We start from the raw sequence: 25,664 nt of genomic DNA on the forward strand, positions 1-25,664 counted from the left end.
ACAACGAATTTCTAATCTTTAAATATCGACCTGGAAGTTCGGGACAAAGGTAGTATCAAAGCGGCCAACAGAGTGTTCACCAAACCATAAGATAAAAGGTAAATCTCTTCAGATGGGCCAAGTTCTAAGTGCAAACTCACGAAGAACAAGTTTGGGAGTACAATAAAAATCCATATCCCCACCACCAAACAGAATCGCCCAAAGATAGATGGAATCTGAACTTTTCCTAACAACCAAGCAATGAACAACAAATACATAAAAGCAGAAAAAGCGAACATCAAGACAACTTTAGCTTCCGGCTGTTGCTGGCTAACATCCTCAAGCAATGATCGCCCTAAAAATAATGAAGGGGTTGATGCATACCAAAGCACGCCAGCAATGACCTGAAAAACAAATACCAAGATTATTGCTTTAAAATTCATTCTATACACATCATCCACCTTTTCGATTTATGAGCACCTCAAGCCCACCGATTACTGCGCTTGATATAATTCTTTAACCAAATTTCGTAGTTTTGAGCGCCATGGTCTTTGTTTAATACCAAAGTGATTAAACACTCTTCGACAAGATAACGACTGCCTACGCATTACATGATCTTGCACATCAGAAAACGCATCGCCAATGGCCTCAACCTCTACTTGGGCTTTAGGATCAAACTGACCTGACGTCGCCACAATAGCTTCAACCAGACCAATCCAACTTATCTCTTCTGCACAACAATAATGGTAAATACCCGTATTCATCGAACCGTAATGCCCTTGATTCACCATAGAAAAAATAACTCGAGCCAAATCCGAAATAGGTGTTGGACTACCAATCAGATCATCTTTATAAGCAAGGTTCACACCATCTTGTATTAAACCAAGCGTTCTGCAAACAAAATCATCCCCTTGCCCACTGAATAACCACCCTGTTCTGAGCACAATATTTTTAGGGTTGCTCAATACAATCGATTCTGCTTTTACTAACGCTTGAGCATAAGGCTCTGTACTATCTGGCTCATCGGTTTCTGCATACGGAGCATCTTTGTGGCCAGAAAATACTCTTGAGCTACTGATCATAAGCAGCGGCGCTTCGACTTTATCACTCAAATAATTCAAAACTGATTGAAAAGCAGAGTGATCATCTTGCAAGGCATAACGCAAACTTAGAGCGTCAATGACCACATCAAATTGCATTGCAGCCAACTCTGACTCTGCATTTCCCCCCAACAAGATAGTTTCTTCAGGACACAACCATTCAAACTCGCTTTTTTCTTTCGACAACTGCAATAAAGAAGAGCCTACTTCGGTATTGCTCCCTAAAAGAAGAATGCGGATTGGCGCATTAATATTTTGTACTGTATTCAATGTAAATCCTCATACCACGTAGGGAAAATTCTCAGTAGATTAGCACAGGTCTGTGCGGTTATCTGCTCTACACTTTCATCTCGTATCATCGCTGCATGTTGTGCCACATCGAGAACAGAAAGCGGTGTGTTCACTTGCCCTTGAGAACCATGTAAAGGCATATCTGGCGAATCCGTTTCAAGCACAAATGCACTGTTTTCTAAGGCGTTTAATACTCTGTGCGCTTTTTTGGCTCTAGGATAAGTAATGGTACCGCCAATCCCAAGCACAAACCCCATATCTAAAAATCGCTTTGCTTGCTCAAAGCTACCATTAAAAGCATGCACAATGCCGCCACGCTTAAATCCAGCTTCACGTAAACATTTAAAGATAAGATCGTAGCTTTTTCGAGCATGCAAAATTACGGGTAAATCAAGTGCTTTAGCCACTGACAGCTGCCGAGAAAAGAAAGCCATTTGAATCGCCATATCAACTGACCCTGGCCACAAATCCAAACCAATTTCGCCAACCGCCACCACTCGCTCAGTCTCACATTGATCAGCGAGTCGCTCTATTTGCTCAAGCGATGCGTCTTTTAAAAAGTAAGGATGCAAACCATAAGCGGCACGCCATTGAGGGTAACGCTTTACTAGAGATTCAAGGTTTGACCAGCTTGAATATTGAGTTGCAGGCACAAGAAAACCTGACACACCACTATTACAGCAATCTATCATCAATTGATCACGCTGATCATCAAATACACTGAAATCTAAATGGCAGTGACTATCAATTATCATGCTTAAAAGATTACATGATTTACTATATAAAGCACTAGCTATGACGTAGACAAAAATAAAAAAGCCGCACTATAAAAGTACGGCTTTGCAAAAGAAGGACACAAAAATACTTTAAAGCGATGGCCCTGCTTTTTTAATCGACTCAGAGACAGTATCAAACTTCTTGAAGTTCTCTACAAATTGAGCAATCAAGTTTTGAGCCTGTTCTTCATATGCAGCTTGATCAGACCAAGTTTTGCGAGGGTTAAGTAATAGACTATCCACACCTGGAACCTGTAATGGCACATCTAAATTTACATCCTCTAAATGCTCCGTCGTCGCTCCAATCAGTGCACCTGATTGAATAGCCGCAATAACAGCACGAGTTGTTGGGATACTGAAACGCTTACCTCCTTTGCCATGAGCACCGCCAGTCCAACCTGTATTGACTAGGTACACCTGACTACCAAACTCTTCGATACGTTTGATCAGCAGATCGGCATAAACATCCGCTGCACGAGGAAAGAAAGGCGCACCAAAGCAAGTAGAAAAAGTAGACTTTATCCCCGTTCCTGCTCCAACTTCCGTAGAGCCAACCAAGGCAGTATAACCACTCAAAAAATGATATGCCGCCGCTTCCTTAGAAAGAACTGAGACAGGAGGCAAAACACCCGTTAAGTCACAAGTTAAAAAGATAATCGCATTAGGTTCGCCCGCATGGTTATCCAATGCTCGTTTCTCAATATGCTCACGAGGGTAACCAGCACGACCATTTTGGCTTAAGGATGTATCAGCATAATCTGCCACTCGCGTCTTCGCATCTAATACAACATTCTCAACAATAGTGCCAAATTTAATCGCATCCCAAATAATAGGTTCATTCTTCTGCGATAAATCGATTGTTTTTGCGTAGCAACCGCCTTCAATATTAAAGACAGTTCCTTTTCCCCAACCATGTTCATCATCACCGATTAAAAAACGCTCTGGGTCAGCAGACAGGGTCGTTTTTCCTGTACCAGACAGACCAAAAAACAAAGTAACATCGTCATCAGACCCTACGTTAGCTGCACAATGCATAGGCAAAACATCGTACTCTGGCAATAAGTAGTTTTGCACAGAAAACATCGCTTTCTTCATTTCACCGGCATAACGCATACCAGCAATTAACACTTTACGCTCAGCAAAGTTTAAGATGACACAGCCATCTGAATTTGTACCATCTCTTTCCGGCTCACAAACAAAGTTTGGAGCATTTAAAATCTGCCACTCACTTTTTGATAAAGGATTATAAATGTCTGGACGTATAAATAAATTACGTCCGAAAAGGTGATGCCACGCCGTTTCCGTACGCATGAGAACTGGCAAATAATATTGGTCACCCGAGCCGACATGAAGGCTCGACTCAAAAGATTCACGTCCATCCAAATAACTTGTCACTCGATCCCATAACGGAGCAAATTTTGCTTCTGGAAAAGGTCGGTTAACCCCTCCCCATTGGATATTATTTTTACTAGATGCTTCCTCTACAATATAACGATCCATCGGAGAACGCCCTGTACGAGCGCCGGTCTCAACGACAAGTGCTCCATTATCCGCAAGAACACCTTCATTATTCAGCAGCGCTTTTTCAACCAGCTGAGGTGTCGTTAAGTTTCTATGTGTTCGAGTCACACTTGTTGGGGCATTCATTTTGCTAAATCCTCTGAGCAATAAAAGTTAATCTGATTATTTGAATTATTATCGGTGCTTTTTTAGACACCGCCAGATACTAACAAAGCATTCTAAGAAAGCATATCCTTATAACATTATGTTATTTTATTACCATTCTGAAAGAATAACTAAAAATATAAGCTTTTGATTTGTATGACAAAATAAGAAAAAATGGGCTTTTTAGCCATATTTGAGGAAGACCAATACTTTTTAGTATTTTCGTGCTTGATGATCTTGTAATTTTCTTTCTTTTTCTCTTTCTATCTCGTCAAAAAGCGCCTTTTTAACCAACAATTTAATAGAAATAAAAAGTAAATTTATTGTCTTAGCTCAATAAACAGACACTAATTGTGTGGGATTTCTATTAAATGACATCAAAAAAACATAATTTTTTAAACTTTTCATGCATTCAATATGTCCTGAACTGTCTCGCTTCGTGATAAGATTAGTTCTTAAATTCCCTCCCAATTGTTCAAAAGGTTGATCGATATTTATGTTAAAAACGAATCAGAACTGCAATATTGGATTTGTCGGCCTGGGTGTCATGGGTAAAAACTTAGCCTTAAACTTAGCCGATCATGGTTACCGAGTTGCTGGTTTTGATCTTGATACACATAAAGTAAAAGACGTCCTTGATACCGAGGCAAAAGAACGCCCGGATACAGTAACAGACGCTAGAATCATCGGTTGTTCCAGCATGGAAGAAATGCTTTCGAACCTAGTGAAACCTCGCGTTATCGTGGTTCTGGTTCCTGCAGGAAGCCCTGTTGATGCCGTATGTAACAACCTTATTAAATCGGGCCTAGAAGCCGACGATATTGTTGTAGATTGCGGTAACAGCCAATGGACAGACACTATTCGTCGTGAATCTGAATACAAAGAAAAATTCAAATTCTTTGGCACCGCAGTATCTGGTGGCGAAGTGGGTGCTCGCTTTGGCCCATCATTAATGCCTGGTGGCGATGCAGATTCGTGGAAATACCTACAACCAATGTGGGAAGCTGTTGCCGCTAAAGTGGATAAAGATGGCAAACCTATTGTTAGCAACACACCTGGCAAGCCTGTAACAGAAGGCGAACCATGTACAGCATACTTGGGGCCAAATGGCGCAGGTCACTATGTGAAAATGGTTCACAACGGCATCGAATATGCTGACATGCAACTTATCTGTGAAGCCTATCACCTACTTCGCTCCTTATTAGGCTATGAGCCAGAAGAGATAGGCAAACTGTTTGAAAAATGGAACCAAGGCGTTTTAAACAGTTATCTTGTCGAAATCACAGCAGATATTCTTCAGCAATATGATGAAGCAACTGGCGCACCATTAGTCGATATGATTCTCGACAGCGCAGGCCAAAAAGGCACAGGTCGCTGGACATCTATCAGCGCAACTCAAATGGGCGTTCCAGCAGGCATCATCAGCGAATCTGTTTACGCTCGCGCACTCAGCACATTAACCGCAGAACGTGAACATGCAGCTGGAAAGTTAGTTGCTGATGTAGAAAGCGGTGAGATTGAAGCAAAAGACGTTGAGAATGCAATTGAACAAGCGCTCTACTGCGCGAAAATTTGTGCTTACGCACAAGGCTTCCAACTCATGCGCGCCGCTCAGAAAGAATACGACTGGAAACTGAACTTTACCGACATTGCTAAAATCTGGCGTGGTGGTTGTATCATTCGAGCTTCTTTCTTACAGAAAATCGCTGATGCCTTTATTGATAATCCTGAACTTGAAAACCTACTTCTGAGCGATTACTTCGCAGATGCTATGGCAAGCAAACAAGCAGGTCTTCGTAAAACAGTTGTTCTAGCCGCTCAATCTGGCATTCCTGCTCCGTCGATTTTCTCTGCTCTTGCCTACTTTGATGGCTACCGCTCTGAGGTATTACCAGCCAATCTATTGCAAGCACAACGCGACTACTTCGGTGCTCACACGTACGAGCGAGTCGACTCTGAGCCAGGCCAGAAGTTCCATACTTATTGGCAAGAAGAAGGCCGCCCAGAACGCAAAGCGTAATCTGTAAAAGCCCAAAATAGCCATAAAAAACCGCAAACTGAATAAATCCGTTTGCGGTTTTTCATGCGCTCAATTTTCTAATCTTTCGGCTTAAACTGTCGCCCTCGCCTTCCAATCTTGCCTTTCACTCTTAAAATTTAGGCGATTACTTCTTCATCTGTTTTTCCATTGAGGTTAGCATGCCTCTTAACATACCAAGCTCTTGCTGATCTAATCGAGAACGCTGAAATAGTCGGCGAAAGCGCGTCATCACCTGCATTGGCATTTTAGGATCTAAGAATTCTGTTTGGACCAATACTTTTTCAAGGTGCTCAAGTAGATAATCTGTTTGTTCCACAGTCGCAGCTGGCACATCCCATTTGCTTTCCACCGCTGGAGCGTCTTTCATTAACAATGATTTCATACGCAGTTCATAAGCAATGACTTGCACCGCAGCCCCTAAATTCAGTGAACTAAACGTTTCAACAGACGGAATATGAACATGATAATGACAACGCTGTAACTCTTCATTTGTTAAGCCTCGATCTTCTCGACCAAAAACAAATGCTGTTTCTAAAGCTTCATCAAACACCAAATCAGCCGCTTGTCTTGGATCAACCAAAGGCCAAGGAATATTACGCTCACGAGCACTGGTTCCGATGACTAACTGGCAATCCGCTAAAGCTTCTTCCAATGTTTCCACGACTACGGCATTCTCCAATATGTCCGTTGCACCAGAAGCTCGGCTTACCGCTTCATCACTTGGGTACTGCTTAGGCGCAACAAGATAAAGGTCTGCTAACCCCATGTTTTTCATGGCTCTGGCAGCCGCCCCAATATTGCCGGGGTGGGAAGTATTAACAAGGACAATTCTGACTTTATTTTGCATTCTATGAGTACCAATAATAGCGATTTAATAAATCCGCGTATCTTATCAGATATTTATTACAAAGCCTTAAACTGATCAGTTTTTCATCAAAACTTAACTAGTAAAGCTGGCTGTATTGAGCTAGAATTCGCGCTCTTATTTAGGCCATCCGCTCATTTTTTATCCAATGAAATAAAAATCAGCTGGTTGCCCGCTCTTTAACACTTACTTTTAAACACTTTAATTTGGCAACTTGTCGTCCTACTGACGGTATGTGCTTTTTAATGATGGAATAATCGACGGTAAATTATGCAACCTAGAATCAATGTCGCACTTAAGGCAGCTCGCTCTGCTGCAGAATATATAGTTCACTCTCAAGAGAAATTGCTTTTTGATAAAGAACAAGGTCAATCAGCTGAACACGTTTATGAAACTGTTTGCTCTGGTGCTGAACGCAGCATTGTTTACCACCTAGAAAAAGCCTACCCAGAAGACACGATTACTACTCGCCTTCAAGGTACAGTACAAAAAGGTGAAGAAGGCGAATGGATTATTGATGCGATTCAAGGTCAACATTTGTTTTCACGAGGCCTAACTGGTCACGTCATTACTATGAGCTATTTAGTTGCCGGTAAAGTGGAGCACGCTCTTGTGCTAAACCCACATACAAAAGACGAATTTTACGCAAGTAAAGGCCGTGGTGCTTACCTAAACAACTCTCGTATTCGCAGCAGTACAGCTCGTGAATTAAATAATGCAACATTGGCAGCTCAATTCCCTGCGACAGATCGCACATCGACTTATTTGTCTGGTCAATTTGCTGTGCTTACTGAAGTTGCAGAAAAAGGCGCACGCGTTGTAATGCAAGACGCTCCAGCTTTGATGTTAGCGAATGCTGCAGCAGGTCGTCTTGACGGCGCATGGGGTATCAATCTTCGCGAATGGGAAATGCAAGCACCTTTGTTTATCGCAAAAGAGTCTGGTTGTTTGTTCGCAGGCTTCGATGGTTCGCCAAGCTTAGAAAAAGGCAATGTACTATGTGCAGCGCCGCGCCTATTTAAAGCATTATTGCCTACGCTAAATAAACACCTTAGCGCGTAATATCCAAAACATATAAAAAGGGCCTCTTTCCTGTTACGAAAGAGGCCCTTTTTTATTGCCTGCAATAAGCTTTACTCTGCTAAAAATTCATTAACATCAGTGTTTATGATGATGGTGCTCGTGATGATGCTCATGCACATCGTGGGAATCGCTCACCTCTTCACCTGGGTAAAATAAACCAATATCCTGACGAATTTCATCTAGTGTCGCCATAAGCTCTAGGCTGTCTTGCCAGCTGTGATTAGGACTTTGAAGTAAGCCTTCCTCAAGGCATCTGTTTACTTCATCAACCTCGAATTGATAGCCATTACCTGGGAAATCAAATTCCACAGCGCGCTCTTGATCTTCCCCTGTTACAATGCGGCATGACTTAGCTTTAAACCATTCTGAAGCGATTTCAATATAGCCTTTCGAGCCAGACAACACAGCACGATTAGGATTATAAGAGATCAAAGACGCCTCCAGTGAAGCCAACTGACCGCTTTCCCAACCTAATAGAATCTGCTCAAAGACATCCACTTCTGTGTCTCCGATCACCGCTTGGTTTTGTATAAAATCCGGCTTACCGAAGAAAAGTTGCGCTAAGAAAACAGGGTAAATCCCAATATCTAATAAAGCACCGCCACCCATTTCAAGCTTCATCAAGCGATGCTCAGGATCGGTCGGAGCAAGGAAGTTGAAGTTGGCTTGAATACTACTCAAAGTGCCAATATCCCCTTCTTCAACCCACTCAAGAACTTGTTCAATAACAGGATTAAAGCGTGTCCACATCGCTTCCATGACAAAGACATTGTTTGCCAAAGCGAGGTCGTAAAGTTCTTTTGATTGACTTTCATTAAGCGTAAATGGCTTCTCACAAAGCACCGCTTTGCCCGCTAAAATACAGGCTTTGGTCAAATCATAATGATAAATATGAGGAACAGCGATGTAGATAACATCTACTTCATGACTGTTAATCAGCGAAAAATAATCCACAAAGGCTAATTCAATATCAAACTCCGTTGAAAATTTATCCGCAGACGCCTTATCACGAGAAGCAACGGCACGGAGCTCGCCCGACTTCACATAACGAAAGTCACTTGCGAATGAATGGGCCACCTGACCGGTACCAATAATACCCCAGCGTATCTTCTTCATAGGATTTTCCCCACAGACATAATCAACAGACAGACACTAGCAAAAAGGTTCAGTGCCTAAAAACGCCCACAGTTTGACGTCAATTAGAATGATAGTCCACTGGCATTTTTTTATCTTTCTTACTAAAAAGAAAATTGATCTATGCCAGCTAGCTTTTGGAAATTACAAGATAGAGAATTTAATGTAAGCGCTTCTTGAAGTCACTTTTTTGAAAAGTTTTAAAAGGCATAACTAATAACGCCTTCAAAGAGTCCGGCTGGTAGGTTTTTGTTCCTGGAAAACCTATGTTCAAATTTTCATCGCCGTTAAGTGCCTGCTTTCTTTTGCTGCGAAACGCCGCATCCCAAATACTCAGAAAAAAGCCGTAATTGCTGTTGGTTTCTTCAGACACTCTAGAGTGATGAATACGATGCAAATCTGGCGTAATGATGACAAGTTGAACCAATGGCTCAAGCCATTTAGGAAGCCTAGCGTTTGTATGATTAAACATAGCAGATGCGTTTAACAACATATCAAAAATCAACACTGCCTCAACCGGAATACCTAATACAAGAACCGCCGAGGCTTTGATCACGAGAGACAAAAGGATTTCAATTGGATGAAAGCGTATTGCCGAGCTGACATCTAACTCAGGGTCAGAGTGATGAACTCTATGAAGTCGCCATAATAAGGGAATCTCATGAAACAGCCTATGCTGCCAATAAATAAGGCAATCCAGCGCTAAGACACTGAGTAAAACTACGCCCCAAAAAGGCAAGTCAAACGTATTAAATAGGCCGAAATTCTGACCAAACACTGCCACCAAAGATAAAAGCAAAGGTTGCGCAATACGAACACACAGAGCACCAAACATAAACAGCACAATATTATGCTGCCAACGCTGACGCCATTGTAAAAGAGCGCTTCTTGGACGCTGCCACTGCCAAATCAGCAATGCGCTAAACACCAAAAGAAACACACTTATACGTAAGTTAAAATCAATCATATTGCGCTCTGCCTAAACGGGTATAAGCCCACTTGCTGTTAATGACAACAGCAATGGACTCCTATTTTCCCGACAAGTTCCACCCTAGAGTATTGCTGAAACTTGCTACATCAGCTTGCTTGATGTGTTTTCAACGCACTTTCTATGCGCTGTATCGCCTCTTCAAGTACTGACTTAGGACACCCAAAGTTCAAGCGAAGAAAGTTAGCATCGCCAAAATCTTTGCCATCGGACATGCCAACACCCGCATCAACAAAAAATTGATAAGGGTTGTCCAAACCTAAAGCCGATACATCTAACCACGCAAGATACGTTGCTTCTAAATGCAGCATTTTTATCGGTGTAGCAGATAGTCTCTCAGCCAACAGATCTCGATTCTCTGCCAAATACTGCAATAACGCTTGATGCCATTCCTGCCCTTCTTCGTAAGCCGCTAGAGCAGCCGTTAAGCCCAACATATTTGGAGAAGCAATCAATCCTGCTCTTTCTTTATTGAAGGCTTGGCGCAGCTGGCTATTTTCGATCACAGCAAAGGCATAACCAAGACCCGCAATGTTAAAGGTCTTGCTCGGCGCCATTAGAGTAATGGTTCGGTTGGCAGCGTCGTCGTTCAAACTTGCAAAAGGAATATGCGGTAAATCGTCTAAAATTAAGTCGCAGTGAATTTCATCACTCACAACAATTAAGTCGTATTTTTCTGCCAACTTATGAATCGCCAACAACTCTGCTTTTGTATAAACCGTGCCGCCTGGATTGTGAGGGTTACACAGTAAAAGCATCTTGCTGTTTGATTTCGCACAGGCCGCTTCGAGCTCAGCCATATTGGGAACCCAACGACCCTTCTCAACAAGCATACCGACACTGGTTAACTCTCGATCGGCCAACAAAGGCGCTTTTGTTAAGTGGTAATAAACAGGTCCTGGTACAACAATGCCGTCACCTTCTTTAGAAAATACTCGAACGCTTAAATGCAGTGCACAAACAAGACCTGGCAAGTGCACTAAATGCGCTCCAGATACGTTCCAACCATAGCGCTTAACAAGGTGTGACTGAATGGCTTCAACTAACGCCTTAGGTGTATGTGTATAACCATAAACACCTTCTTCAACTCGCTGATTCAATGCTTTTTTAATACAATTTGGAGAGTCAAAATCCATATCCGCCACCCACATTGGGATGACATTCTCTGGGTATTTAGACCATTTATCACTACACATCTTAGAACGATCTATTAATGCATCAAACACAGAAGTACTCATTCACCAAAGCTCCGATTGTTTATTTAACTAGATAAGTAACACGATCCTGACCACCACACAAAATATTGGAGGCGATTTATACATAAAAAATCTCATTTATTTATCTCAAACCGACATAATAGCTTAAGAAAAAGACAAAAAAATCTTTAAATTAAATAAATATCTATATAAATCATAAAGTTAAATTAATTAGAGCGCTAATATTTAGAATTATCAAGGGTTGACCTGATTTACACATTCAGCCTAGTATAGTTTTAATTAAACGGCCGTTTAATAAAAAAGGATAAGAAATGCCTAAAGTTGGAATGCCTGAAATACGTAAACCTCAGCTCATCGAAGCAGCAATTAAAGCCATAGATAAATATGGTTTTTCTGGTGCAACCGTCAGCTTAATAGGGAAAAAAGCGGGTGTGTCGCCAGCCATTATTAACCACTATTTCGGTGGCAAAGACGGCCTTTACGAAGAAACAATGAAAAGTTTAATTCGCGAATTCTTCCAAATTTTGTCTGAAGAAATTGCAAAAACGAAAAACAAATCGGTGCAAGCAAAAGTAATGGCAATAGTCAGAGCCAGCTTTAGCCAATCTCAAACTCAGCCCCAAGTGGTGAAAACTTGGATGGGATTTTGGGCTTCGGCAATGCACACACCGTCTTTGTACCGATTACAGAACGTTTACTCTAAGCGCTTAAAAACCGCATTAGTGTGTGTATTAAAAGAAGAGTTTGAAGTGAAACAAGCACGAGAAATCGCCTTAATGATAGCGGCATTGATCGATGGTATGTGGCTTCGAGGATCTTTAGCGGGCGGCATAAACAAAGAAGTATCTGCCCAGCTCATTGAAAATTATCTGGATCTGGCATTTCAGAGCTAAATAGATCCGATTAATTAAAGCAGCAAATTCGTTCAAATTTCGTAATTTCACGAATTGCGGTGTCTGGTATTGGCGCTGTATTTACTTATAAACCTGGTTTTATCAAAAAAGAGGATAAGATATGTTCAATAAGACGAAAAAAACAGCACTAACCATCAGCATCGCAGCAGCTTCTGGCTTAGCTGCAGCAAACTGCTCAACGGTTCGATTTTCAGATGTCGGCTGGACTGACATCACAGCAACAACCGCTGTCACAAGTGCAGTTATAGAAGGCTTAGGCTACGAAACAAAAACACAATTATTATCCGTACCTGTTACCTACACATCTCTTGCCAATGGAGATATTGATGTTTTCCTAGGTAACTGGATGCCAACCATGCAAGCAGATATCGAGCCTTACCTTGCCGCTGGCACAGTAGAAGATCTAGGGCCAAATTTAGTCGGGGCGAAATACACCCTAGCAGTAAGCAAAAACGCCTATGACGCAGGCGTGACAGATTTTTCTGATATCGCAAAACACCGCAAAGAATTTTCCGGCCGCATCTACGGTATCGAGCCTGGCAATGACGGCAACCGTATTATCCAAGACATGATTGACTCAGATGCTTTTGGCTTAAGTTCATTCCGAATTGTTGAATCAAGCGAAGCTGGAATGCTTTCTCAAGTAAGCCGTAACACTCGCCGTGATAATTGGATTGTTTTCCTTGGTTGGGCGCCACACCCAATGAACGCAAACTTTGAAATGGAATATTTAGCTGGCGGCGATGACTACTTCGGCCCTGATTTTGGTGGTGCAAATGTACATACCAACATCCGTAAAGGTTACGTTCAAGAATGCCCTAACGTAGGCAAACTACTAACAAACCTAACATTCTCCCTTCCAATGGAAAATGAAATCATGGGTGCAATCCTTGATGACGGTAAAAATCCAGATCTTGCCGCAAAAGATTGGTTAAAAGCCAATCCAGAAGTACTCGACGCATGGCTAAGTGGCGTAACAACTCAATCTGGTGGAAACGGCTTAAGCGCAGTTAAATCACACCTAGGCCTTTAATTCCAGAACGCGCCTTAAGTGAAACACAAGCACTCAAGGCGCACTATTTGTTACATCGGAGAATATATATGAATTGGCTGACGGATAATAAAATCCCTCTTGGCACTTGGATGGAAAACTTTGTCGATTGGCTAGTCTCTGCGGCTTCCGGCTTTTTTGATCTAATCTCTATTATTTTAGAAACCATGATTTTCTCCATGGTTGATACCATTGAATCTATTCATCCACTCATTGTCATTGGCATTGTTTTAGTCGGCGTTTGGTTTCTCCATCGCAGTATTGGCTTATTAGTCTTTATAACCGCCGCTCTACTTTTTATTATTAATATGGGGTATTGGATTGAAACCATCCAAACCTTAGTACTGGTGGTTTCTGCGACTACTATCAGCGTGCTGATTGGTGTGCCTATTGGCATAGCGGCAGCACATCGCCCTTGGTTGTATACCATATTGCGACCAATATTAGATTTGATGCAGACCATACCAACCTTTGTTTACCTTATTCCAACGCTGATTCTATTTGGTTTAGGTTATGTCCCTGGCTTGATATCAACTATCATCTTCGCTATTGCTGCTCCAATCCGCTTAACCTATTTAGGTGTGAGCAAAGTACCAAATGAATTATTAGAAGCAGGCTTAGCATTCGGCTGTACCAAATCTAAATTACTCTACAAGGTGGAACTACCTGCCGCTATGCCAAACATTATGGCAGGGGTAACACAATGCATTATGTTGTCTTTATCTATGGTAGTGATCGCGGCATTGGTTGGTGCTGATGGGCTAGGAAAGCCAGTCGTGCGCGCCTTAAACACAGTCAACATTTCACAAGGTTTTGAAGCCGGTATCGCCATTGTATTAGTGGCTATTATGCTAGATCGTATTTGTAAGTCTCCATCCACTAAGAGTGAAGGATAATTTATGGCCGTTGTAAAAATTGAAAACGTCGATATTGTCTTTGGCGACAATAAAGCCCAAACGCTTTCGCTCATGGATAAGGGACATACTCGAAACGAAATTATTGAAAAAACAGGGGATGTTGTTGGCGTGCAAAATGCCAACATAGAAGTAAATGAAGGTGAAATTTGTGTATTAATGGGATTATCTGGATCTGGCAAGTCCACCCTACTGCGAGCCATCAATGGCTTAAACAAGATTGCTCGTGGCCGCTGTCTTGTTAAAGACGGTGATAATATGGTTGATATGGCCGAATGCAACGAAGCAACCTTACGTCACATGCGTACACACCGTGTTTCTATGGTTTTTCAAAGCTTTGCTTTAATGCCTTGGTTGACCGTTTTAGAGAATGTTGCCTTCGGCTTAGAAATGCAAGGCATGCCAAAAACCGAACGCCTCATCAAAGCGCGCGAACAACTCAAAATGGTGAGCCTTGATAAATGGGCGGACAAAAAACCAGACGAACTGTCAGGTGGTATGCGACAGCGTGTTGGTTTGGCTCGGGCCTTCGCCATGGACACTGATCTACTCTTAATGGATGAGCCTTTTTCAGCACTTGACCCATTGATTCGTACACAGCTGCAAGACGAGCTGATTGAGCTGCAAAAACGCCTCAACAAGACCATTATTTTTGTTAGCCATGATTTAGACGAAGCGCTGAAGATCGGCACTAAAATTGCGATCATGGAATCCGCAAAAATCATTCAAGAAGACACACCAGAAGAAATTGTCTTGAATCCAGCAACGGAATACGTTGAAAACTTTGTCGCCCACACCAATCCATTAAATGTCTTATGTGGCCACTCCTTGATGACACCACTCTCTGAACTTGCCATTCAAAACGATAAGGTAATTTTAGAAAACGGCATGTGGCTTAATCTAAGTAATGGCAAACTCATTTCCATTCAAGATCAAGAAGGACAAGTACCAACCATTTATTGGGCAAAAGGCATGCTGCTCGACAACATTCCAGACAATGCCATTTTCATTGTTCCGAGTAATATATCAATGCGTGATGCGGTCGACATTCGATATCACTCCAAACATTTCATGGTATTAGAAGAAAACGAAAAGTGTGTAGGCGTTTTGACTGACCACAACTTCTACCATGCATTACTGGGTAAGCATTTTGAGCGAAATGTCGAAGCGGCCTAATTTGCTTTATGTCTATAACGCTTGATTATTCGGAATAAAAAAGCAGGTTTTATGAGAAAACATCATCAAACCTGCTTTTTATAACGTCAAATAAATTAATTGATATTCCTAGTGCCAAACTCATTGATTAGTGATTGCATTCGAAAATTCTATCGGTATAGTCTGCCGAAATATTGACCAGTTCAAACTCGCTTTTTAATACGCAGCTAGCTCAAAGGATATTGCATGTTAAAACAAACCTTATTTCCCATCTGGGGCTTGCTCTTTGGCATCGCCATTTTAACCATGGCAAGTGCGCTACAAAGCTCTTTGATTGGTATTCGTGCCTCCATCGAATCCTTCAATACGACAGCGACAGGTTTGATCATGTCGGCCTACTATCTTGGCTTTATTATCGGTTCTTTATTGGTTCCGAACTGGGTCAAAAACGTAGGCCATATTCGAGTGTTTGCCGCCGTCGCGTCCTTGGCTTCTATTACCATTTTGATGCAGTCAGCCATTATTAATCCTTGGTTCTGGATGCTAATGCGTATGGGCACAGGTTTGTGTTATGCGGGCTTATTTATTGTTACCGAAAGTTGGTTAAACGATATCGCCACAAATAAAACCCGTGGCCGTTTGTTTTCGATTTATATTATTGAAATCTGGGCTAGCCAAACTCTAGGTCAATTCTTGTTGAACCTTTCTCCACCTGATGGCTATGATCTTTTCATCTTAACGTCTGTCTTGATTTCTCTCGCCTTGGTGCCGTTATTGCTCGTTCGTACACCATCGCCAACGATCAACGTCCCAGAAAAAATCAATATCATTTCTCTAATGAAAACCGCGCCTTTGGGTTTCACTGGCGTAACAATTGCAGGTGTCACATCCGGCGCTTTGCTGGGCTTGGGCGCTTTGTATGCGAAAAGCATTGGGATGAATATCGCTGAAATTTCACTCTTTATCGGTGCCAGCTATGTGGGCGGCATGTTATTGCAGTGGCCAATAGGAAAGTTATCGGATCGACAAGATCGTCGTGTCACCATTCTTTGGGTCAGCATTGTCGGAGCGCTATCGGCGTTAATCATCCCGCTTGGCTATAATCTGGATAGCCAAATCATCATGATGGCAGGCATGTTTGCGGTCGGCGCGTTTGTGTTTCCTATGTACTCTTTGGCATCTTCTCACATGAATGACCAGTTGCGTCCAGAGCAAATCCTCTCTGCCAGTAGCGGTATGATTCTGCTAAATGGCGTGGGCGGAATGATTGGACCTCTTGCTGCTGCGGCCTTGATGGATCTCATCCAAATAAACGCCTTATTCTGGTTTGTTGCCGCTCTAAACATACTTGTGGCTTTGGTTGCGATATATAGAATCCATTACCAACCAGCGATGATTATCGAAGATCAGGGAGATCAAATCCCTGTGGCTTTGACCGTTTCTTCTGTTGCAACAGCGGAAATGCTTGTGGAAGCCGATTCCTCTATTGCTCCAGTAGAAGAAAGCCACGAAGTAGAAATCAAACTTTAATTCACTTTTCCCTAATGCAGCCTCACAGTTTTTATCAGATTAAGATAAAGGCTGTGTGGCAATTTTGAAGGCAATAAACCAAATCAAAATAGCATTAACACGGTTAAACCAACGCCAAAATTTCGCACTTTCTAGCCACTTTGCACACAATCGACCAATAAAAGCCAAAGACAAAAACCAAATCAACGAAGCCAATGCACCACCTAAGACAAACTCCCATTTATCGTCTTGCCATTGGTTTGCTAAGCTGCCAATTAGAATCATGGTATCCAAATAGAAATGCGGATTCAGCCAAGTCACCGCAAAGCCCATCATAAACAAAGGCCAAAGCGCGAGCCGCTTAGTGTATTGCTCTAGAATCAACTGTTCATCTTGAAAAGACGATCGCCATTTCCCCCACGCAAACCACACTAAAAAAGCAACCCCGCCCCAACGTGAAGCTGTTAACAACCAATCGTGACTTTGTAAAATCAAACCTAGACCGAATGCCCCTAACGTCATAGATAAGACATCACTCAAAATAAACAACAAGGCAATCGGGAACGCATAATGCCGTTTTAACGCCTGCTCCAGTAAAAAGCTATTTTGTGCTCCTACCGCTATGATTAAGCCACCACCTGTAATTGCACCACTGATCAACGCCAACATATTTACTGCTCTCCTTTAATTTCGCTTGATATTACGGAAAGCAGAACCTAAATTAAAATTAATTAAACTAAAACTACATTAGAAAAAATTATGTTGGATTATAAAGCACTTGCCAGCTTACAAGCGGTTCTACGGTTTCAAAGTTTTGATAAAGCAGCAAACTATTTAAACCTCACTCAATCGGCTGTATCACAAAACGTCAAACGCCTTGAGCAAGATTGCGGCCGCCCTTTGTTAATTCGCGCTCGCCCTGTGGTTGCTACACCGCTAGGTGAACAAATGCTTGCTCACTTCAATAAAGTTTCTATGCTTGAAGAAGGTTTACAGGAAGCCATACAAGGCAAGACATCCAATTATCCAATCAACATTGCCGTTAACAACGACACTCTCGCCACTTGGTTTATTCCAGTCATCAGGGACTTTTCGGCAACCAATAACACCAAATTACACATTAAAGCGGCAGACCAAGCCAACACTCGATCCCTATTACAAACAGGAGAAGTGGTTGCCTGCCTTAGTCAAACAGGCACTCCAGTCGCAGGTGGTGATTCCACTTTTCTTGGCAATATGCATTACGAGCTGGTCGCCACACCAAGCTTCATCGAAACCTACTTAAAAAGCGACTTGAGTCCAGAGTCCGTCTTGCAGTCTCCTTCTCTTATTTACGATGAACACGATGAACTTTGGGGACGATATCTCGATGAGTGCTTACAATTAAAGGCTGATATACGAAACAGTCATGCCTATCCTTCCTCCCATGGCTTTGTCGAGCTAGTAATGGGTGGCACAGTCTGTGCTTTAGTTCCTAGCGTACAAGTACAAGAAAAACTAAAAAATAAACAGCTGATTTCCCTGTTTCCAGACAAACAATTAGCCTTGCCACTTTATTGGCATTGGTACAAACTTAACTCCCCTGTATTGGATCGGTTAACTAAAGTGATAAAAAATGTCACAAAAGATGCTTTATACTAAAGAATTAATAGGAACAGGCGGGCTACCACTTTATTTTTTTACAGCCATTTTACTAATACCATTTTAAGGAAAAATTATGATTCGCAAATGTCTATTCCCTGTTGCTGGCTACGGTACTCGATTTTTACCAGCAACTAAATCTATGCCAAAAGAGATGCTTCCTGTCGTAAATAAACCTTTGGTCCAGTATGGTGTAGAAGAAGCGGAAGCAGCAGGACTCAACAACGTCACTTTCGTAACAGGCCGTGGTAAACGCGCAATTGCAGACCATTTCGACATCAGCTACGAGCTAGAACATCAAATCTCTGGCACCAATAAAGAGCAATATTTGGACGGTATCCGTCACCTCATCGACAACGTGAATTTCTCTTTCACACGCCAAAACAACATGCTTGGTTTGGGTCACGCTATTCTGACTGGCGAGCCACTAATCGGCGATGAAGCCTTTGGTGTTGTGCTTGCTGATGACCTTTGCTTCGGTGAAGAAGATGGCGTTATGGCGCAAATGGTTAAACTCTACAACCAATTCCGATGCACCATTGTGGCCATCGAAGAAGTTCCAGAAGACGAAGTGCACAAATATGGTGTGATTAAAGGCGAGTCTATGATGGATGGTTTATACCGCGTCACGGACATGGTAGAAAAACCAAGTAAAGAAGAAGCACCATCAAACCTAGCCATCATTGGCCGTTACATTTTAACGCCAGACATCTTTGACAAAATTCGTAACACGCCAGCTGGCCGTAACGGAGAAGTTCAAATTACCGATGCCATTTTACAACAAGCTCAAGAAGGCTGTGTATTAGCCTACAAATTCAAAGGCAAACGTTTTGACTGCGGTAGTGTAGATGGCTTTGTTGAAGCAACTAACTTTTGCTACGAGAACATTTATAAGCAAAGCTAATTAGAAAGAAACATCATAAAGCCACGTAAACCAAAAGTTACGTGGCTTTTTTTGTATTCAAATCTTTGCTTCTTAAGATAAAAAATACTGACTCAGCCAAACACTAACTGGCACAGTGAATACAGAAAGCAACGTCTGCATAGTGATATAAGCAGACATTCTATCTGCATCGCCTCCTAATTGACGCGCTAGAGCGTAAGCCGATGTTGCTGTTGGCACCACACCAAATAACACAGCCACCAAAGCTGGTAAGCCTCTCACATCCAACCACCAGCACATAATGCCAATCACGAGAGGAAATATCGCAAAACGCGCTATCGAAGACATCAAAAATGTCATACCAACAGAGCGAACTGTTTCTAATCGAACACTGGCTCCCACGGCTAGCAAGACCAATGGCAGAGCCGACTGAGACAACATTCCCACCACGTCTGAGATTAAGATAATCGGCGTTAAGCCCAACAAATTCAGGCCACTTCCTAGCACAATAGAAACAATCAAAGGGTTACGAATCAAAGCCCCACTCAACAAGCGCGGCAAGGTTAATACAACACCATTTTTAGCCGGTGGTCGGTGCATCAGCACCATAGACACAACGAGAAACACATTAATTGAAGGGATCAATACAGACGCACCTAACGCAGCAAGCACCAAACCGTCATCACCATATAAACTACCCGCCAGAGCCAGCACAATAAAAGTATTAAAACGCACACCAGCTTGCAGCATAGAAGAGGCTGTGGGCGCCTGCACTTTTAAGAGCCATGCACTGATAAAGACAAAAGCAGCAGCAATACACAAAGCGAATAAAAGAATGAAAGCGTACTTCGTCAACATAGGGTTAGTGAAATCAATCTGCGATGTTTTATGGAACAACAAAGCAGGAAACAACACCCAATAAGACAGCTTATCGACACCTGGCCAAAAGCCTTCCATAGGAAAACGGAAGCGCTGACAAATCGCTCCAGCAATTAATAACAAAAAAACTGGTAGCACAGCCAAAGAAAGAGAAAGCACCACTCACCTCACAAACAAAGCAACACAATGAGAAAGCCAGAAAGTAACACGCACGCTTTTTTTTATGGTTCCCTAAAAGTAAAAAACTCTGACCAAGGTTATTTTGATCAGAGTTTTTATATTTTGTGCGCCTTACGTGATTGGCTAGAACGACCTTGGAATTAACCCCAAAGAATCCCTAAACCAACAAGCAAGTAAACAATGCTGACAACAAAATAGAAGGCATGAAAGCCTTTTTCAAAACCAGGAACAGACACCTTCTGAGTGTAATCTGTACCAATTTGCCAGCCTGCTAAAATCGAGTTGATCATAGCCAACACTAACGTCACAGAAGAGTACACTTTAAACCATAGAGCACTGTGAATTGCACTCCACGTTTCATAAGTTAATTCTGTTTGTGAAAGAACTAAACCTAAATAAACAAACAACCAAACAATGATCGCTATGTTGCTTACTCGTTGAAAAATCCACTCTTTTGTACCGCTGCGGTTCTCCCGCTTTAAACCTAAGCCCATATCAACACACCAAATAGAAAACTAATGACAAGTCCCAAACCGATCGCCACTTTTGAAATCAGCTTCCCACTTTCTAATTCTTCAAAGTAACCCAGCTCCTGAGTGATGTGCTTCAAACCAGCCATCGTGTAGTAACCCGCTGCGGTCATGAAACCCCAAATAATGAACTGAACTAGAAAATTATCTGTTACCAGTTTCTCGATATTATCAAACCCTTCTGGAGAGCCTAATGAAACACATAAAACAGACAAGAAAAAAGCCATCGCTACCCATAAGATTACCGCGCTGATTCTATGCAAAATAGAAGCAACCCCAGTAATGGGCAACTTAATAGTGTGCAAATCCAGATTAACTGGACGTTTATTTTTCATTTGAGGTTTCCTTTTTTATCCCATGTGATGGTAAATATGAAAAGTGAATAAGAAGTACCTATTGTCGAGCACCATTATAAAACTCATTTTCTAGAATGCTAATAATTTACCTATTATTAGACCAATTTTTTGAGTTTGTCGGCCATTTCTCGAATCCAGCAGCTGTTTTAGACCTGCTTCCAGTAAGAAGTAAGATCTAAATGCGCTGAATTTAATCGCTCGTCTTTTACAAGAGTACGTTTCAACTTAGCAATAGTATGAGCTTCCGTAGCCGCCCAAACCCAAGTTTCAGAGCTAAAAAACTCATCCGAGATTAATTCAACCGCCTCTATCAACTTACTTCCGATGGTTTCATCTGGCTTAGAATAAAGCCAATGAACATTCGCTCCAACATGCGACGGCAAGATGATTTCGCTTTCCGCCGACTCCACTTCAATCCAAGCATCCACAATCGCTTCTTCAGGCAATATTTCTAACCAACGCGCCAAAGCAGGAAGGCTGGTTTCATCGGCTAAGAAAACATAACGCTTAGCATTTAATGGCGGAGTTTTAATAAACCTAGGACCAAATATGCCAAGCTTTTGCCCAACTTTTGCCTGAACCGCCCAAGGTCCACCGACACCAACATGATGCAAAGCAAAATCGATCTCCACGATTAAAGCGTCTGCATCAAAAGAACGAATCGTATAATCACGAAACGGCGAGAAACGCCCTTCGTTTACACCTTCCCAATCAGCGCCCCAACCGTCAGCTGGAACCGTTGGCATCCTCAATTCGCCAGTTTCCATATCGGGGAAAAACAATTTCACATGGGCTTCAGGAGACAAAAGGTGAAACTTAAAACCTTCTAAATCTTCTCCATGAAACGTCACCCTACGCAGAGTTTTCGATATATCTTTCACCTCAACAACCGTTATTACTCGCTGCTTCAGCTGAACTTCTTCCCGTTCATTTTGTAAAATCGATGTCATACATCCTCAAGCCATCTAAAGGTCATCAAAAAACGCCATTAATATAAACGATAACCCTTCTCAAAAATACCAATTTTTATTTGTTCTGCTTCAACAGGAAAACCACTTAAATAATACATACGATTGAAATCACTACTCGGTTTTTTAGTCTATTTCTATTTAAGCGGAAAAAAACGATAATCCAAACTCAATTAACTTCTCCAGTACCAGTTTTTTCACGGTATTTTCAAGGACAGTCATGAATAACAATATAACTTCTGCCAGAAAGGATACAGCTCATTCTTGGCAAAACCCGAAAACACTCCTCACACTTATTGCAATAGCATTGCCAATTGCCTTTGCCAGCTGGCAAGCCTTGCTCAACAACTTCGCCATTGAAAAAGCCGCTTTTACTGGCGCAGAAATTGGCTTATTACAAAGTGTTCGTGAAATCCCAGGTTTTCTTGCCTTTACCGCCGTATTCGTTTTGCTATTCATACGCGAACAAAAGTTCATGATGCTGTCGTTAGTCATGCTCACCGTTGGCGTTGCCATCACAGGCTTTTTTCCTTCTTTAGCCGGCTTGCTGTGTACCACACTGCTAATGTCGATTGGTTTCCATTACCTAGAAACCTTAAAACAATCCTTGTCTCTACAATGGCTAACAAAAGAAGAAGCGCCCGAAGTGCTCGGCAAGCTCATCTCGGTTGGCGCCTTGTCAGCCCTGATCACTTACGGCGTGCTGTGGGTATTATTGGAACAATTTCAGCTCGACTTTCGTTGGGTGTATCTCATTGCTGGCAGCGCCTCCCTTTGCATCGTGATCTTCATGTGGCTCGCCTTCCCGACCTTTGAAAGCAAAACCATACAAAACAAAAAACTCATCCTCAGAAAGCGCTACTGGCTGTATTACGCCCTCGTCTTCATGAGCGGTGCGAGACGCCAAATCTTCGTCGTTTTCGCAGGTTTCCTCATGGTCGAAAAATTCGGCTACTCCGCCGCCGACATCACCTTATTATTCTTAATCAACTACGCTTTCAACTGGCTCTTCGCCAAACGCATTGGCCGCCTCATTGGCGTGATTGGCGAACGCAAAGCCCTCACCTTTGAATACATAGGTTTGATACTGGTATTTATCAGTTACGGTTTAGTAGAAAATGAAATTCTCGCGGCAGGACTATACGTAGTCGACCACCTATTCTTCGCCCTCGCCTTGGCAATCAAAACCTACTTCCAGAAAATTGCCGACCCAGCTGACATGGCCTCAACTGCTGGCGTTTCCTTCACCATCAGCCACATTGCTGCCGTCGTCATCCCGGTTACCTTTGGCTTAATCTGGCTAATTTCCCCAGCCAGCGTCTTCTTTGCAGGCGCCGCCATGGCCGCTATGTCGCTCATACTCGCCATGTACATTCCCAACCATCCAACGGAAGGCAATGAAGTGCGCAAAGGATAAAATCAAATAACTAAACACCTTTGAAGCTAAGATCATCAAATTTAATCGGTCTAGCTTCGAAGTGTCTTACTTTCTTTACAACTCAAGGTTCATTTCCTTGCCACTTAGATTGTATTTTGCTGTATTTACGGCAAAATACGGTTTCACTTTCCTCTCAACACTCTGATAAGGACGCATGACACATCATGTTTAAGCATCTTAATGCCGTTTCTGGTGACCCACTTTTAGCTCTCATTATTGCTCATCAAAAAGACCCTAACCCAAACAAGATTGATTTAGGTGTCGGTGTTTATAAAGACGATAACGGTCATACGCCTATTTTAAATACGGTGAAAAAAGCCGAAGCGATTTTGCTGGAACAGGAAGCGTCTAAAAGTTATTTAGGCATTTATGGTGCGGCGGAATTTGAGCCAATCATTCAAGATTTGTTGTTTGGTGAAGGTCATGCATTGGTGTCTTCTGGACGTATTCGTTCAACGCAAACACCGGGCGGCACTGGCGCTTTAAAAGTAGCTGCGGATTTCATTAGTGCGAATTTGAAAGGTGCTCGCCTTTGGGTAAGTGACCCAACTTGGGGAAACCATAAGTCGATTTTTGATTCCGCTGGTGTGGAAATTCTGGATTACCCTTATTACGACCCTGCGACAAACGGCCTACGTTTTGACGATATGATGGCGAAGTTGGAAGCAGAAGTGAAAGAAGGCGATGTACTACTTGTTCACGCTTGTTGCCACAACCCAACAGGGATCGATTTGCAGCTTGAGCACTGGAAAGTGTTGACTGAATTCGTCAAAGCGAAAGGTCTTTTACCGTTAGTCGATGCCGCTTATCAAGGCTTTGGCGATGGTTTAGAAGAAGACATGGCTGGGCTACGCCACATGGCTGAAAATGTAGACAACATGTTGATCGCTAACTCTTTCTCCAAGAACTTTGGTATTTACCGTGAGCGTTGTGGTGGTTTGAGCATCATGGCTGAAAGCGCTGACGAAGCAAACGCGGCCTTCTCTATTGTTGGTCAGGCGATTCGTGCGAACTACTCTATGCCACCTTCACATGGTGCGGCAGTGGTTTATACCATTATGTCGAACCCTGAGTTAAAAGCAGAATGGGAACAAGAAGTGGCTCAAATGCGTGATCGTATTAACGGATTACGTGCAAAATTGGTGGCAAAACTGGCCGCTTCTGGTGTAAGCAAAGACTTTTCTTTCATTCAAGACCAGCGCGGTATGTTCTCTTACTCAGGTTTAACGCTAGAACAAGTTCGCACTTTGCGTAGCGAATACGCGATTTATATTGCCGATACTGGCCGTATGAGCATTGCTGGCGTAAGCGATGATAACATCGATTACCTTTGCGAGAGCATTGCTAAAGTGGTTGGCTAGTTCCATTAGATCATTAGCAACACCAGCAAAAAAGGCCGAGATGATCAAAATCATCTCGGCCTTTTTTATCTCATTGTAAGAGAGTATTTAGTGAAGTACTCGGGTATCGGACAAGCGTGGCACAGTTTGCATTTCTGGATGAAAATGTTGCACCAAACGAAGAACAGAAGGCTCTAGATTTTCTCGCCAAAAGTCGATTTCTTCTTCCACCATGCTTTTCTGTCTTTCCCAACCGGCTTCTGTACCAAATAAGCGAGCAGGAGCGAGCACTTCGTCAAAGAATTCTCGGTCGCCATCGAGACCAACACCGATCAATTTTGCTCCGCGAATAAAGCCAACACACCATTCATCGACAATAATCTTTTGCTGTCCATCCACTTCTTGTTCTAAATAAACTGGGTAAAAGTCGCCAAACAATAAGCTGTTCATGGTTTCCATATACATGATCAGAACAAGACTTAAGAACTCATCTTCTTGCTCTGTACTTTCCCAAATAGGTTGATCTTCGTCCGCGCCCCAGATGGCGTTTAGCCAAAGGTCTGGCTCTAGCTCTTTTAATGAGCAACCTAGCGCAGTTAAAAATCCGTCTAACTCAGATACACAAAGCAGCGATCGGTCACCACCAAACATCATTAAGTAGTGATCAATTTTCTCATAAAGCACTTCTTCACTTATGACATCATCGCTTTTTGTCTCGGACATTTTTCTTTCCACTTCTGTTACGCTGAACACAGTTAAGCTACATC

25 protein-coding genes are annotated in these 25,664 nt (G+C 42.4%); 11 read left to right on the forward strand and 14 right to left on the reverse strand.

Translation table 11 applies throughout. The annotated features are described in order from the left end of the window. Window positions 1-11: 11 nt before the first annotated feature. The 4 genes from ACMUMQ_RS02890 to ACMUMQ_RS02905 form a co-directional block, all read right to left on the reverse strand. On the reverse strand, window positions 12-422 hold the full coding sequence (locus tag ACMUMQ_RS02890; RefSeq protein WP_414680526.1) for a hypothetical protein: 411 nt from the start codon (window positions 420-422) through the stop codon (window positions 12-14). Window positions 423-473: 51 nt separating this feature from the next. Then, window positions 474-1,349: an SDR family oxidoreductase gene (locus ACMUMQ_RS02895; protein ID WP_414680527.1), complete on the reverse strand. Its 876-nt coding sequence runs from the start codon at window positions 1,347-1,349 to the stop codon at window positions 474-476. Continuing rightward, complete coding sequence (locus ACMUMQ_RS02900; RefSeq protein WP_414680528.1) at window positions 1,346-2,125, reverse strand: TatD family hydrolase; 780 nt, start codon at window positions 2,123-2,125, stop codon at window positions 1,346-1,348. The genes ACMUMQ_RS02895 and ACMUMQ_RS02900 overlap by 4 nt, the downstream gene beginning before the upstream one ends. A 111-nt stretch (window positions 2,126-2,236) precedes the next feature. Next, entirely contained in the window at window positions 2,237-3,793 is a 1,557-nt protein-coding gene (locus tag ACMUMQ_RS02905) for a phosphoenolpyruvate carboxykinase (RefSeq protein WP_414680529.1), read from the reverse strand. Window positions 3,794-4,307: 514 nt separating this feature from the next. On the opposite strand from ACMUMQ_RS02905, the gene gnd reads away from it, so the two are divergent. Then, window positions 4,308-5,831, forward strand: a complete 1,524-nt coding sequence (gnd, locus tag ACMUMQ_RS02910; RefSeq protein WP_414680530.1) for an NADP-dependent phosphogluconate dehydrogenase — start codon at window positions 4,308-4,310, stop codon at window positions 5,829-5,831. 145 nt (window positions 5,832-5,976) lie between these two features. Here gnd and trmJ read toward each other — a convergent pair whose 3' ends face one another. After that, window positions 5,977-6,699 carry a tRNA (cytosine(32)/uridine(32)-2'-O)-methyltransferase TrmJ gene (trmJ, locus tag ACMUMQ_RS02915; protein WP_317002977.1) on the reverse strand — a complete coding sequence of 241 codons (723 nt, stop codon included), beginning with the start codon at window positions 6,697-6,699 and terminating at the stop codon, window positions 5,977-5,979. Window positions 6,700-6,987: 288 nt separating this feature from the next. Between trmJ and ACMUMQ_RS02920 the strand changes: the two genes are divergently transcribed. After that, window positions 6,988-7,779 (forward strand): inositol monophosphatase family protein, encoded by a 792-nt coding sequence (locus tag ACMUMQ_RS02920; protein WP_414680531.1) that lies wholly within the window; start codon window positions 6,988-6,990, stop codon window positions 7,777-7,779. A gap of 96 nt (window positions 7,780-7,875) precedes the next feature. Here ACMUMQ_RS02920 and ACMUMQ_RS02925 read toward each other — a convergent pair whose 3' ends face one another. The 3 genes from ACMUMQ_RS02925 to ACMUMQ_RS02935 form a co-directional block, all read right to left on the reverse strand. Next, window positions 7,876-8,916: a Gfo/Idh/MocA family protein gene (locus tag ACMUMQ_RS02925; RefSeq protein WP_414680532.1), complete on the reverse strand. Its 1,041-nt coding sequence runs from the start codon at window positions 8,914-8,916 to the stop codon at window positions 7,876-7,878. 178 nt (window positions 8,917-9,094) lie between these two features. After that, complete coding sequence (locus ACMUMQ_RS02930) at window positions 9,095-9,901, reverse strand: sterol desaturase family protein (RefSeq protein WP_414680533.1); 807 nt, start codon at window positions 9,899-9,901, stop codon at window positions 9,095-9,097. A 110-nt stretch (window positions 9,902-10,011) separates the two neighbouring features. Then, window positions 10,012-11,160 carry a MalY/PatB family protein gene (locus ACMUMQ_RS02935; protein ID WP_414680534.1) on the reverse strand — a complete coding sequence of 383 codons (1,149 nt, stop codon included), beginning with the start codon at window positions 11,158-11,160 and terminating at the stop codon, window positions 10,012-10,014. A gap of 290 nt (window positions 11,161-11,450) precedes the next feature. Between ACMUMQ_RS02935 and betI the strand changes: the two genes are divergently transcribed. The 5 genes from betI (at window position 11,451) to ACMUMQ_RS02960 (ending at window position 16,703) form a co-directional block, all read left to right on the forward strand. Next, a complete protein-coding gene (gene betI, locus ACMUMQ_RS02940) occupies window positions 11,451-12,032 on the forward strand; it encodes a transcriptional regulator BetI (protein WP_414680535.1) in 582 nt (193 codons plus the stop codon). A gap of 121 nt (window positions 12,033-12,153) precedes the next feature. Further along, entirely contained in the window at window positions 12,154-13,086 is a 933-nt protein-coding gene (locus ACMUMQ_RS02945) for a choline ABC transporter substrate-binding protein (RefSeq protein WP_414680536.1), read from the forward strand. A 68-nt stretch (window positions 13,087-13,154) separates the two neighbouring features. Continuing rightward, the gene (gene choW / locus ACMUMQ_RS02950; protein ID WP_414680537.1) at window positions 13,155-14,000 is read left to right on the forward strand and encodes a choline ABC transporter permease subunit; all 846 of its coding nucleotides are present in this window, start codon (window positions 13,155-13,157) and stop codon (window positions 13,998-14,000) included. Between the two features lie 3 nt (window positions 14,001-14,003). After that, a complete protein-coding gene (gene choV, locus ACMUMQ_RS02955; RefSeq protein ID WP_414680538.1) occupies window positions 14,004-15,194 on the forward strand; it encodes a choline ABC transporter ATP-binding protein in 1,191 nt (396 codons plus the stop codon). Between the two features lie 225 nt (window positions 15,195-15,419). Beyond that, window positions 15,420-16,703 carry an MFS transporter gene (locus tag ACMUMQ_RS02960; RefSeq protein ID WP_414680539.1) on the forward strand — a complete coding sequence of 428 codons (1,284 nt, stop codon included), beginning with the start codon at window positions 15,420-15,422 and terminating at the stop codon, window positions 16,701-16,703. Between the two features lie 39 nt (window positions 16,704-16,742). On the opposite strand, the gene ACMUMQ_RS02965 is transcribed toward ACMUMQ_RS02960, so the two are convergent. Then, complete coding sequence (locus tag ACMUMQ_RS02965) at window positions 16,743-17,351, reverse strand: LysE/ArgO family amino acid transporter (protein ID WP_414680540.1); 609 nt, start codon at window positions 17,349-17,351, stop codon at window positions 16,743-16,745. A gap of 90 nt (window positions 17,352-17,441) precedes the next feature. On the opposite strand from ACMUMQ_RS02965, the gene ACMUMQ_RS02970 reads away from it, so the two are divergent. Continuing rightward, on the forward strand, window positions 17,442-18,323 hold the full coding sequence (locus ACMUMQ_RS02970; protein ID WP_414680541.1) for an ArgP/LysG family DNA-binding transcriptional regulator: 882 nt from the start codon (window positions 17,442-17,444) through the stop codon (window positions 18,321-18,323). Between the two features lie 76 nt (window positions 18,324-18,399). After that, a complete protein-coding gene (gene galU / locus ACMUMQ_RS02975) occupies window positions 18,400-19,227 on the forward strand; it encodes a UTP--glucose-1-phosphate uridylyltransferase GalU (protein WP_414680542.1) in 828 nt (275 codons plus the stop codon). 72 nt (window positions 19,228-19,299) lie between these two features. Here galU and ACMUMQ_RS02980 read toward each other — a convergent pair whose 3' ends face one another. From ACMUMQ_RS02980 to ACMUMQ_RS02995, 4 genes are all read right to left on the reverse strand, one after another. Next, window positions 19,300-20,244 carry an AEC family transporter gene (locus ACMUMQ_RS02980; protein WP_414680543.1) on the reverse strand — a complete coding sequence of 315 codons (945 nt, stop codon included), beginning with the start codon at window positions 20,242-20,244 and terminating at the stop codon, window positions 19,300-19,302. A gap of 161 nt (window positions 20,245-20,405) precedes the next feature. Beyond that, entirely contained in the window at window positions 20,406-20,759 is a 354-nt protein-coding gene (sdhD, locus tag ACMUMQ_RS02985) for a succinate dehydrogenase, hydrophobic membrane anchor protein (RefSeq protein ID WP_414680544.1), read from the reverse strand. Next, entirely contained in the window at window positions 20,750-21,130 is a 381-nt protein-coding gene (gene sdhC / locus ACMUMQ_RS02990; protein WP_414680545.1) for a succinate dehydrogenase, cytochrome b556 subunit, read from the reverse strand. The genes sdhD and sdhC overlap by 10 nt, the downstream gene beginning before the upstream one ends. A gap of 167 nt (window positions 21,131-21,297) precedes the next feature. Next, on the reverse strand, window positions 21,298-22,101 hold the full coding sequence (locus ACMUMQ_RS02995; protein ID WP_414680546.1) for a siderophore-interacting protein: 804 nt from the start codon (window positions 22,099-22,101) through the stop codon (window positions 21,298-21,300). A gap of 238 nt (window positions 22,102-22,339) precedes the next feature. Here ACMUMQ_RS02995 and ACMUMQ_RS03000 point away from each other — a divergent pair, with 238 nt between their 5' ends. Continuing rightward, window positions 22,340-23,536 (forward strand): MFS transporter, encoded by a 1,197-nt coding sequence (locus ACMUMQ_RS03000; protein WP_414680547.1) that lies wholly within the window; start codon window positions 22,340-22,342, stop codon window positions 23,534-23,536. 185 nt (window positions 23,537-23,721) lie between these two features. Further along, on the forward strand, window positions 23,722-24,918 hold the full coding sequence (locus tag ACMUMQ_RS03005) for an amino acid aminotransferase (RefSeq protein WP_414680548.1): 1,197 nt from the start codon (window positions 23,722-23,724) through the stop codon (window positions 24,916-24,918). A gap of 87 nt (window positions 24,919-25,005) precedes the next feature. Here ACMUMQ_RS03005 and ACMUMQ_RS03010 read toward each other — a convergent pair whose 3' ends face one another. Further along, window positions 25,006-25,620, reverse strand: a complete 615-nt coding sequence (locus ACMUMQ_RS03010; RefSeq protein ID WP_414680549.1) for a UPF0149 family protein — start codon at window positions 25,618-25,620, stop codon at window positions 25,006-25,008. Window positions 25,621-25,664 lie beyond the last annotated feature (44 nt).

Origin of the sequence: Marinomonas algae, from assembly GCF_047525555.1 — a bacterium.
Taxonomy (GTDB): domain Bacteria; phylum Pseudomonadota; class Gammaproteobacteria; order Pseudomonadales; family Marinomonadaceae; genus Marinomonas.

Excerpts from the sequence above, each read along its gene's own strand:
- ACMUMQ_RS02890 (WP_414680526.1), bottom strand. The coding sequence starts at position 422 with ATGAATTTTAAAGCAATAATCTTGGTATTTGTTTTTCAGGTCATTGCT.
- ACMUMQ_RS02900 (WP_414680528.1), bottom strand. The coding sequence starts at position 2,125 with ATGATAATTGATAGTCACTGCCATTTAGATTTCAGTGTATTTGATGAT.
- ACMUMQ_RS02905 (WP_414680529.1), bottom strand. The coding sequence starts at position 3,793 with ATGAATGCCCCAACAAGTGTGACTCGAACACATAGAAACTTAACGACA.
- gnd (WP_414680530.1), top strand. The coding sequence starts at position 4,308 with ATGTTAAAAACGAATCAGAACTGCAATATTGGATTTGTCGGCCTGGGT.
- trmJ (WP_317002977.1), bottom strand. The coding sequence starts at position 6,699 with ATGCAAAATAAAGTCAGAATTGTCCTTGTTAATACTTCCCACCCCGGC.
- ACMUMQ_RS02920 (WP_414680531.1), top strand. The coding sequence starts at position 6,988 with ATGCAACCTAGAATCAATGTCGCACTTAAGGCAGCTCGCTCTGCTGCA.
- ACMUMQ_RS02925 (WP_414680532.1), bottom strand. The coding sequence starts at position 8,916 with ATGAAGAAGATACGCTGGGGTATTATTGGTACCGGTCAGGTGGCCCAT.
- ACMUMQ_RS02930 (WP_414680533.1), bottom strand. The coding sequence starts at position 9,901 with ATGATTGATTTTAACTTACGTATAAGTGTGTTTCTTTTGGTGTTTAGC.
- ACMUMQ_RS02935 (WP_414680534.1), bottom strand. The coding sequence starts at position 11,160 with ATGAGTACTTCTGTGTTTGATGCATTAATAGATCGTTCTAAGATGTGT.
- betI (WP_414680535.1), top strand. The coding sequence starts at position 11,451 with ATGCCTAAAGTTGGAATGCCTGAAATACGTAAACCTCAGCTCATCGAA.
- ACMUMQ_RS02945 (WP_414680536.1), top strand. The coding sequence starts at position 12,154 with ATGTTCAATAAGACGAAAAAAACAGCACTAACCATCAGCATCGCAGCA.
- choW (WP_414680537.1), top strand. The coding sequence starts at position 13,155 with ATGAATTGGCTGACGGATAATAAAATCCCTCTTGGCACTTGGATGGAA.
- choV (WP_414680538.1), top strand. The coding sequence starts at position 14,004 with ATGGCCGTTGTAAAAATTGAAAACGTCGATATTGTCTTTGGCGACAAT.
- ACMUMQ_RS02960 (WP_414680539.1), top strand. The coding sequence starts at position 15,420 with ATGTTAAAACAAACCTTATTTCCCATCTGGGGCTTGCTCTTTGGCATC.
- ACMUMQ_RS02965 (WP_414680540.1), bottom strand. The coding sequence starts at position 17,351 with ATGTTGGCGTTGATCAGTGGTGCAATTACAGGTGGTGGCTTAATCATA.
- ACMUMQ_RS02970 (WP_414680541.1), top strand. The coding sequence starts at position 17,442 with ATGTTGGATTATAAAGCACTTGCCAGCTTACAAGCGGTTCTACGGTTT.
- galU (WP_414680542.1), top strand. The coding sequence starts at position 18,400 with ATGATTCGCAAATGTCTATTCCCTGTTGCTGGCTACGGTACTCGATTT.
- sdhD (WP_414680544.1), bottom strand. The coding sequence starts at position 20,759 with ATGGGCTTAGGTTTAAAGCGGGAGAACCGCAGCGGTACAAAAGAGTGG.
- sdhC (WP_414680545.1), bottom strand. The coding sequence starts at position 21,130 with ATGAAAAATAAACGTCCAGTTAATCTGGATTTGCACACTATTAAGTTG.
- ACMUMQ_RS02995 (WP_414680546.1), bottom strand. The coding sequence starts at position 22,101 with ATGACATCGATTTTACAAAATGAACGGGAAGAAGTTCAGCTGAAGCAG.
- ACMUMQ_RS03000 (WP_414680547.1), top strand. The coding sequence starts at position 22,340 with ATGAATAACAATATAACTTCTGCCAGAAAGGATACAGCTCATTCTTGG.
- ACMUMQ_RS03005 (WP_414680548.1), top strand. The coding sequence starts at position 23,722 with ATGTTTAAGCATCTTAATGCCGTTTCTGGTGACCCACTTTTAGCTCTC.
- ACMUMQ_RS03010 (WP_414680549.1), bottom strand. The coding sequence starts at position 25,620 with ATGTCCGAGACAAAAAGCGATGATGTCATAAGTGAAGAAGTGCTTTAT.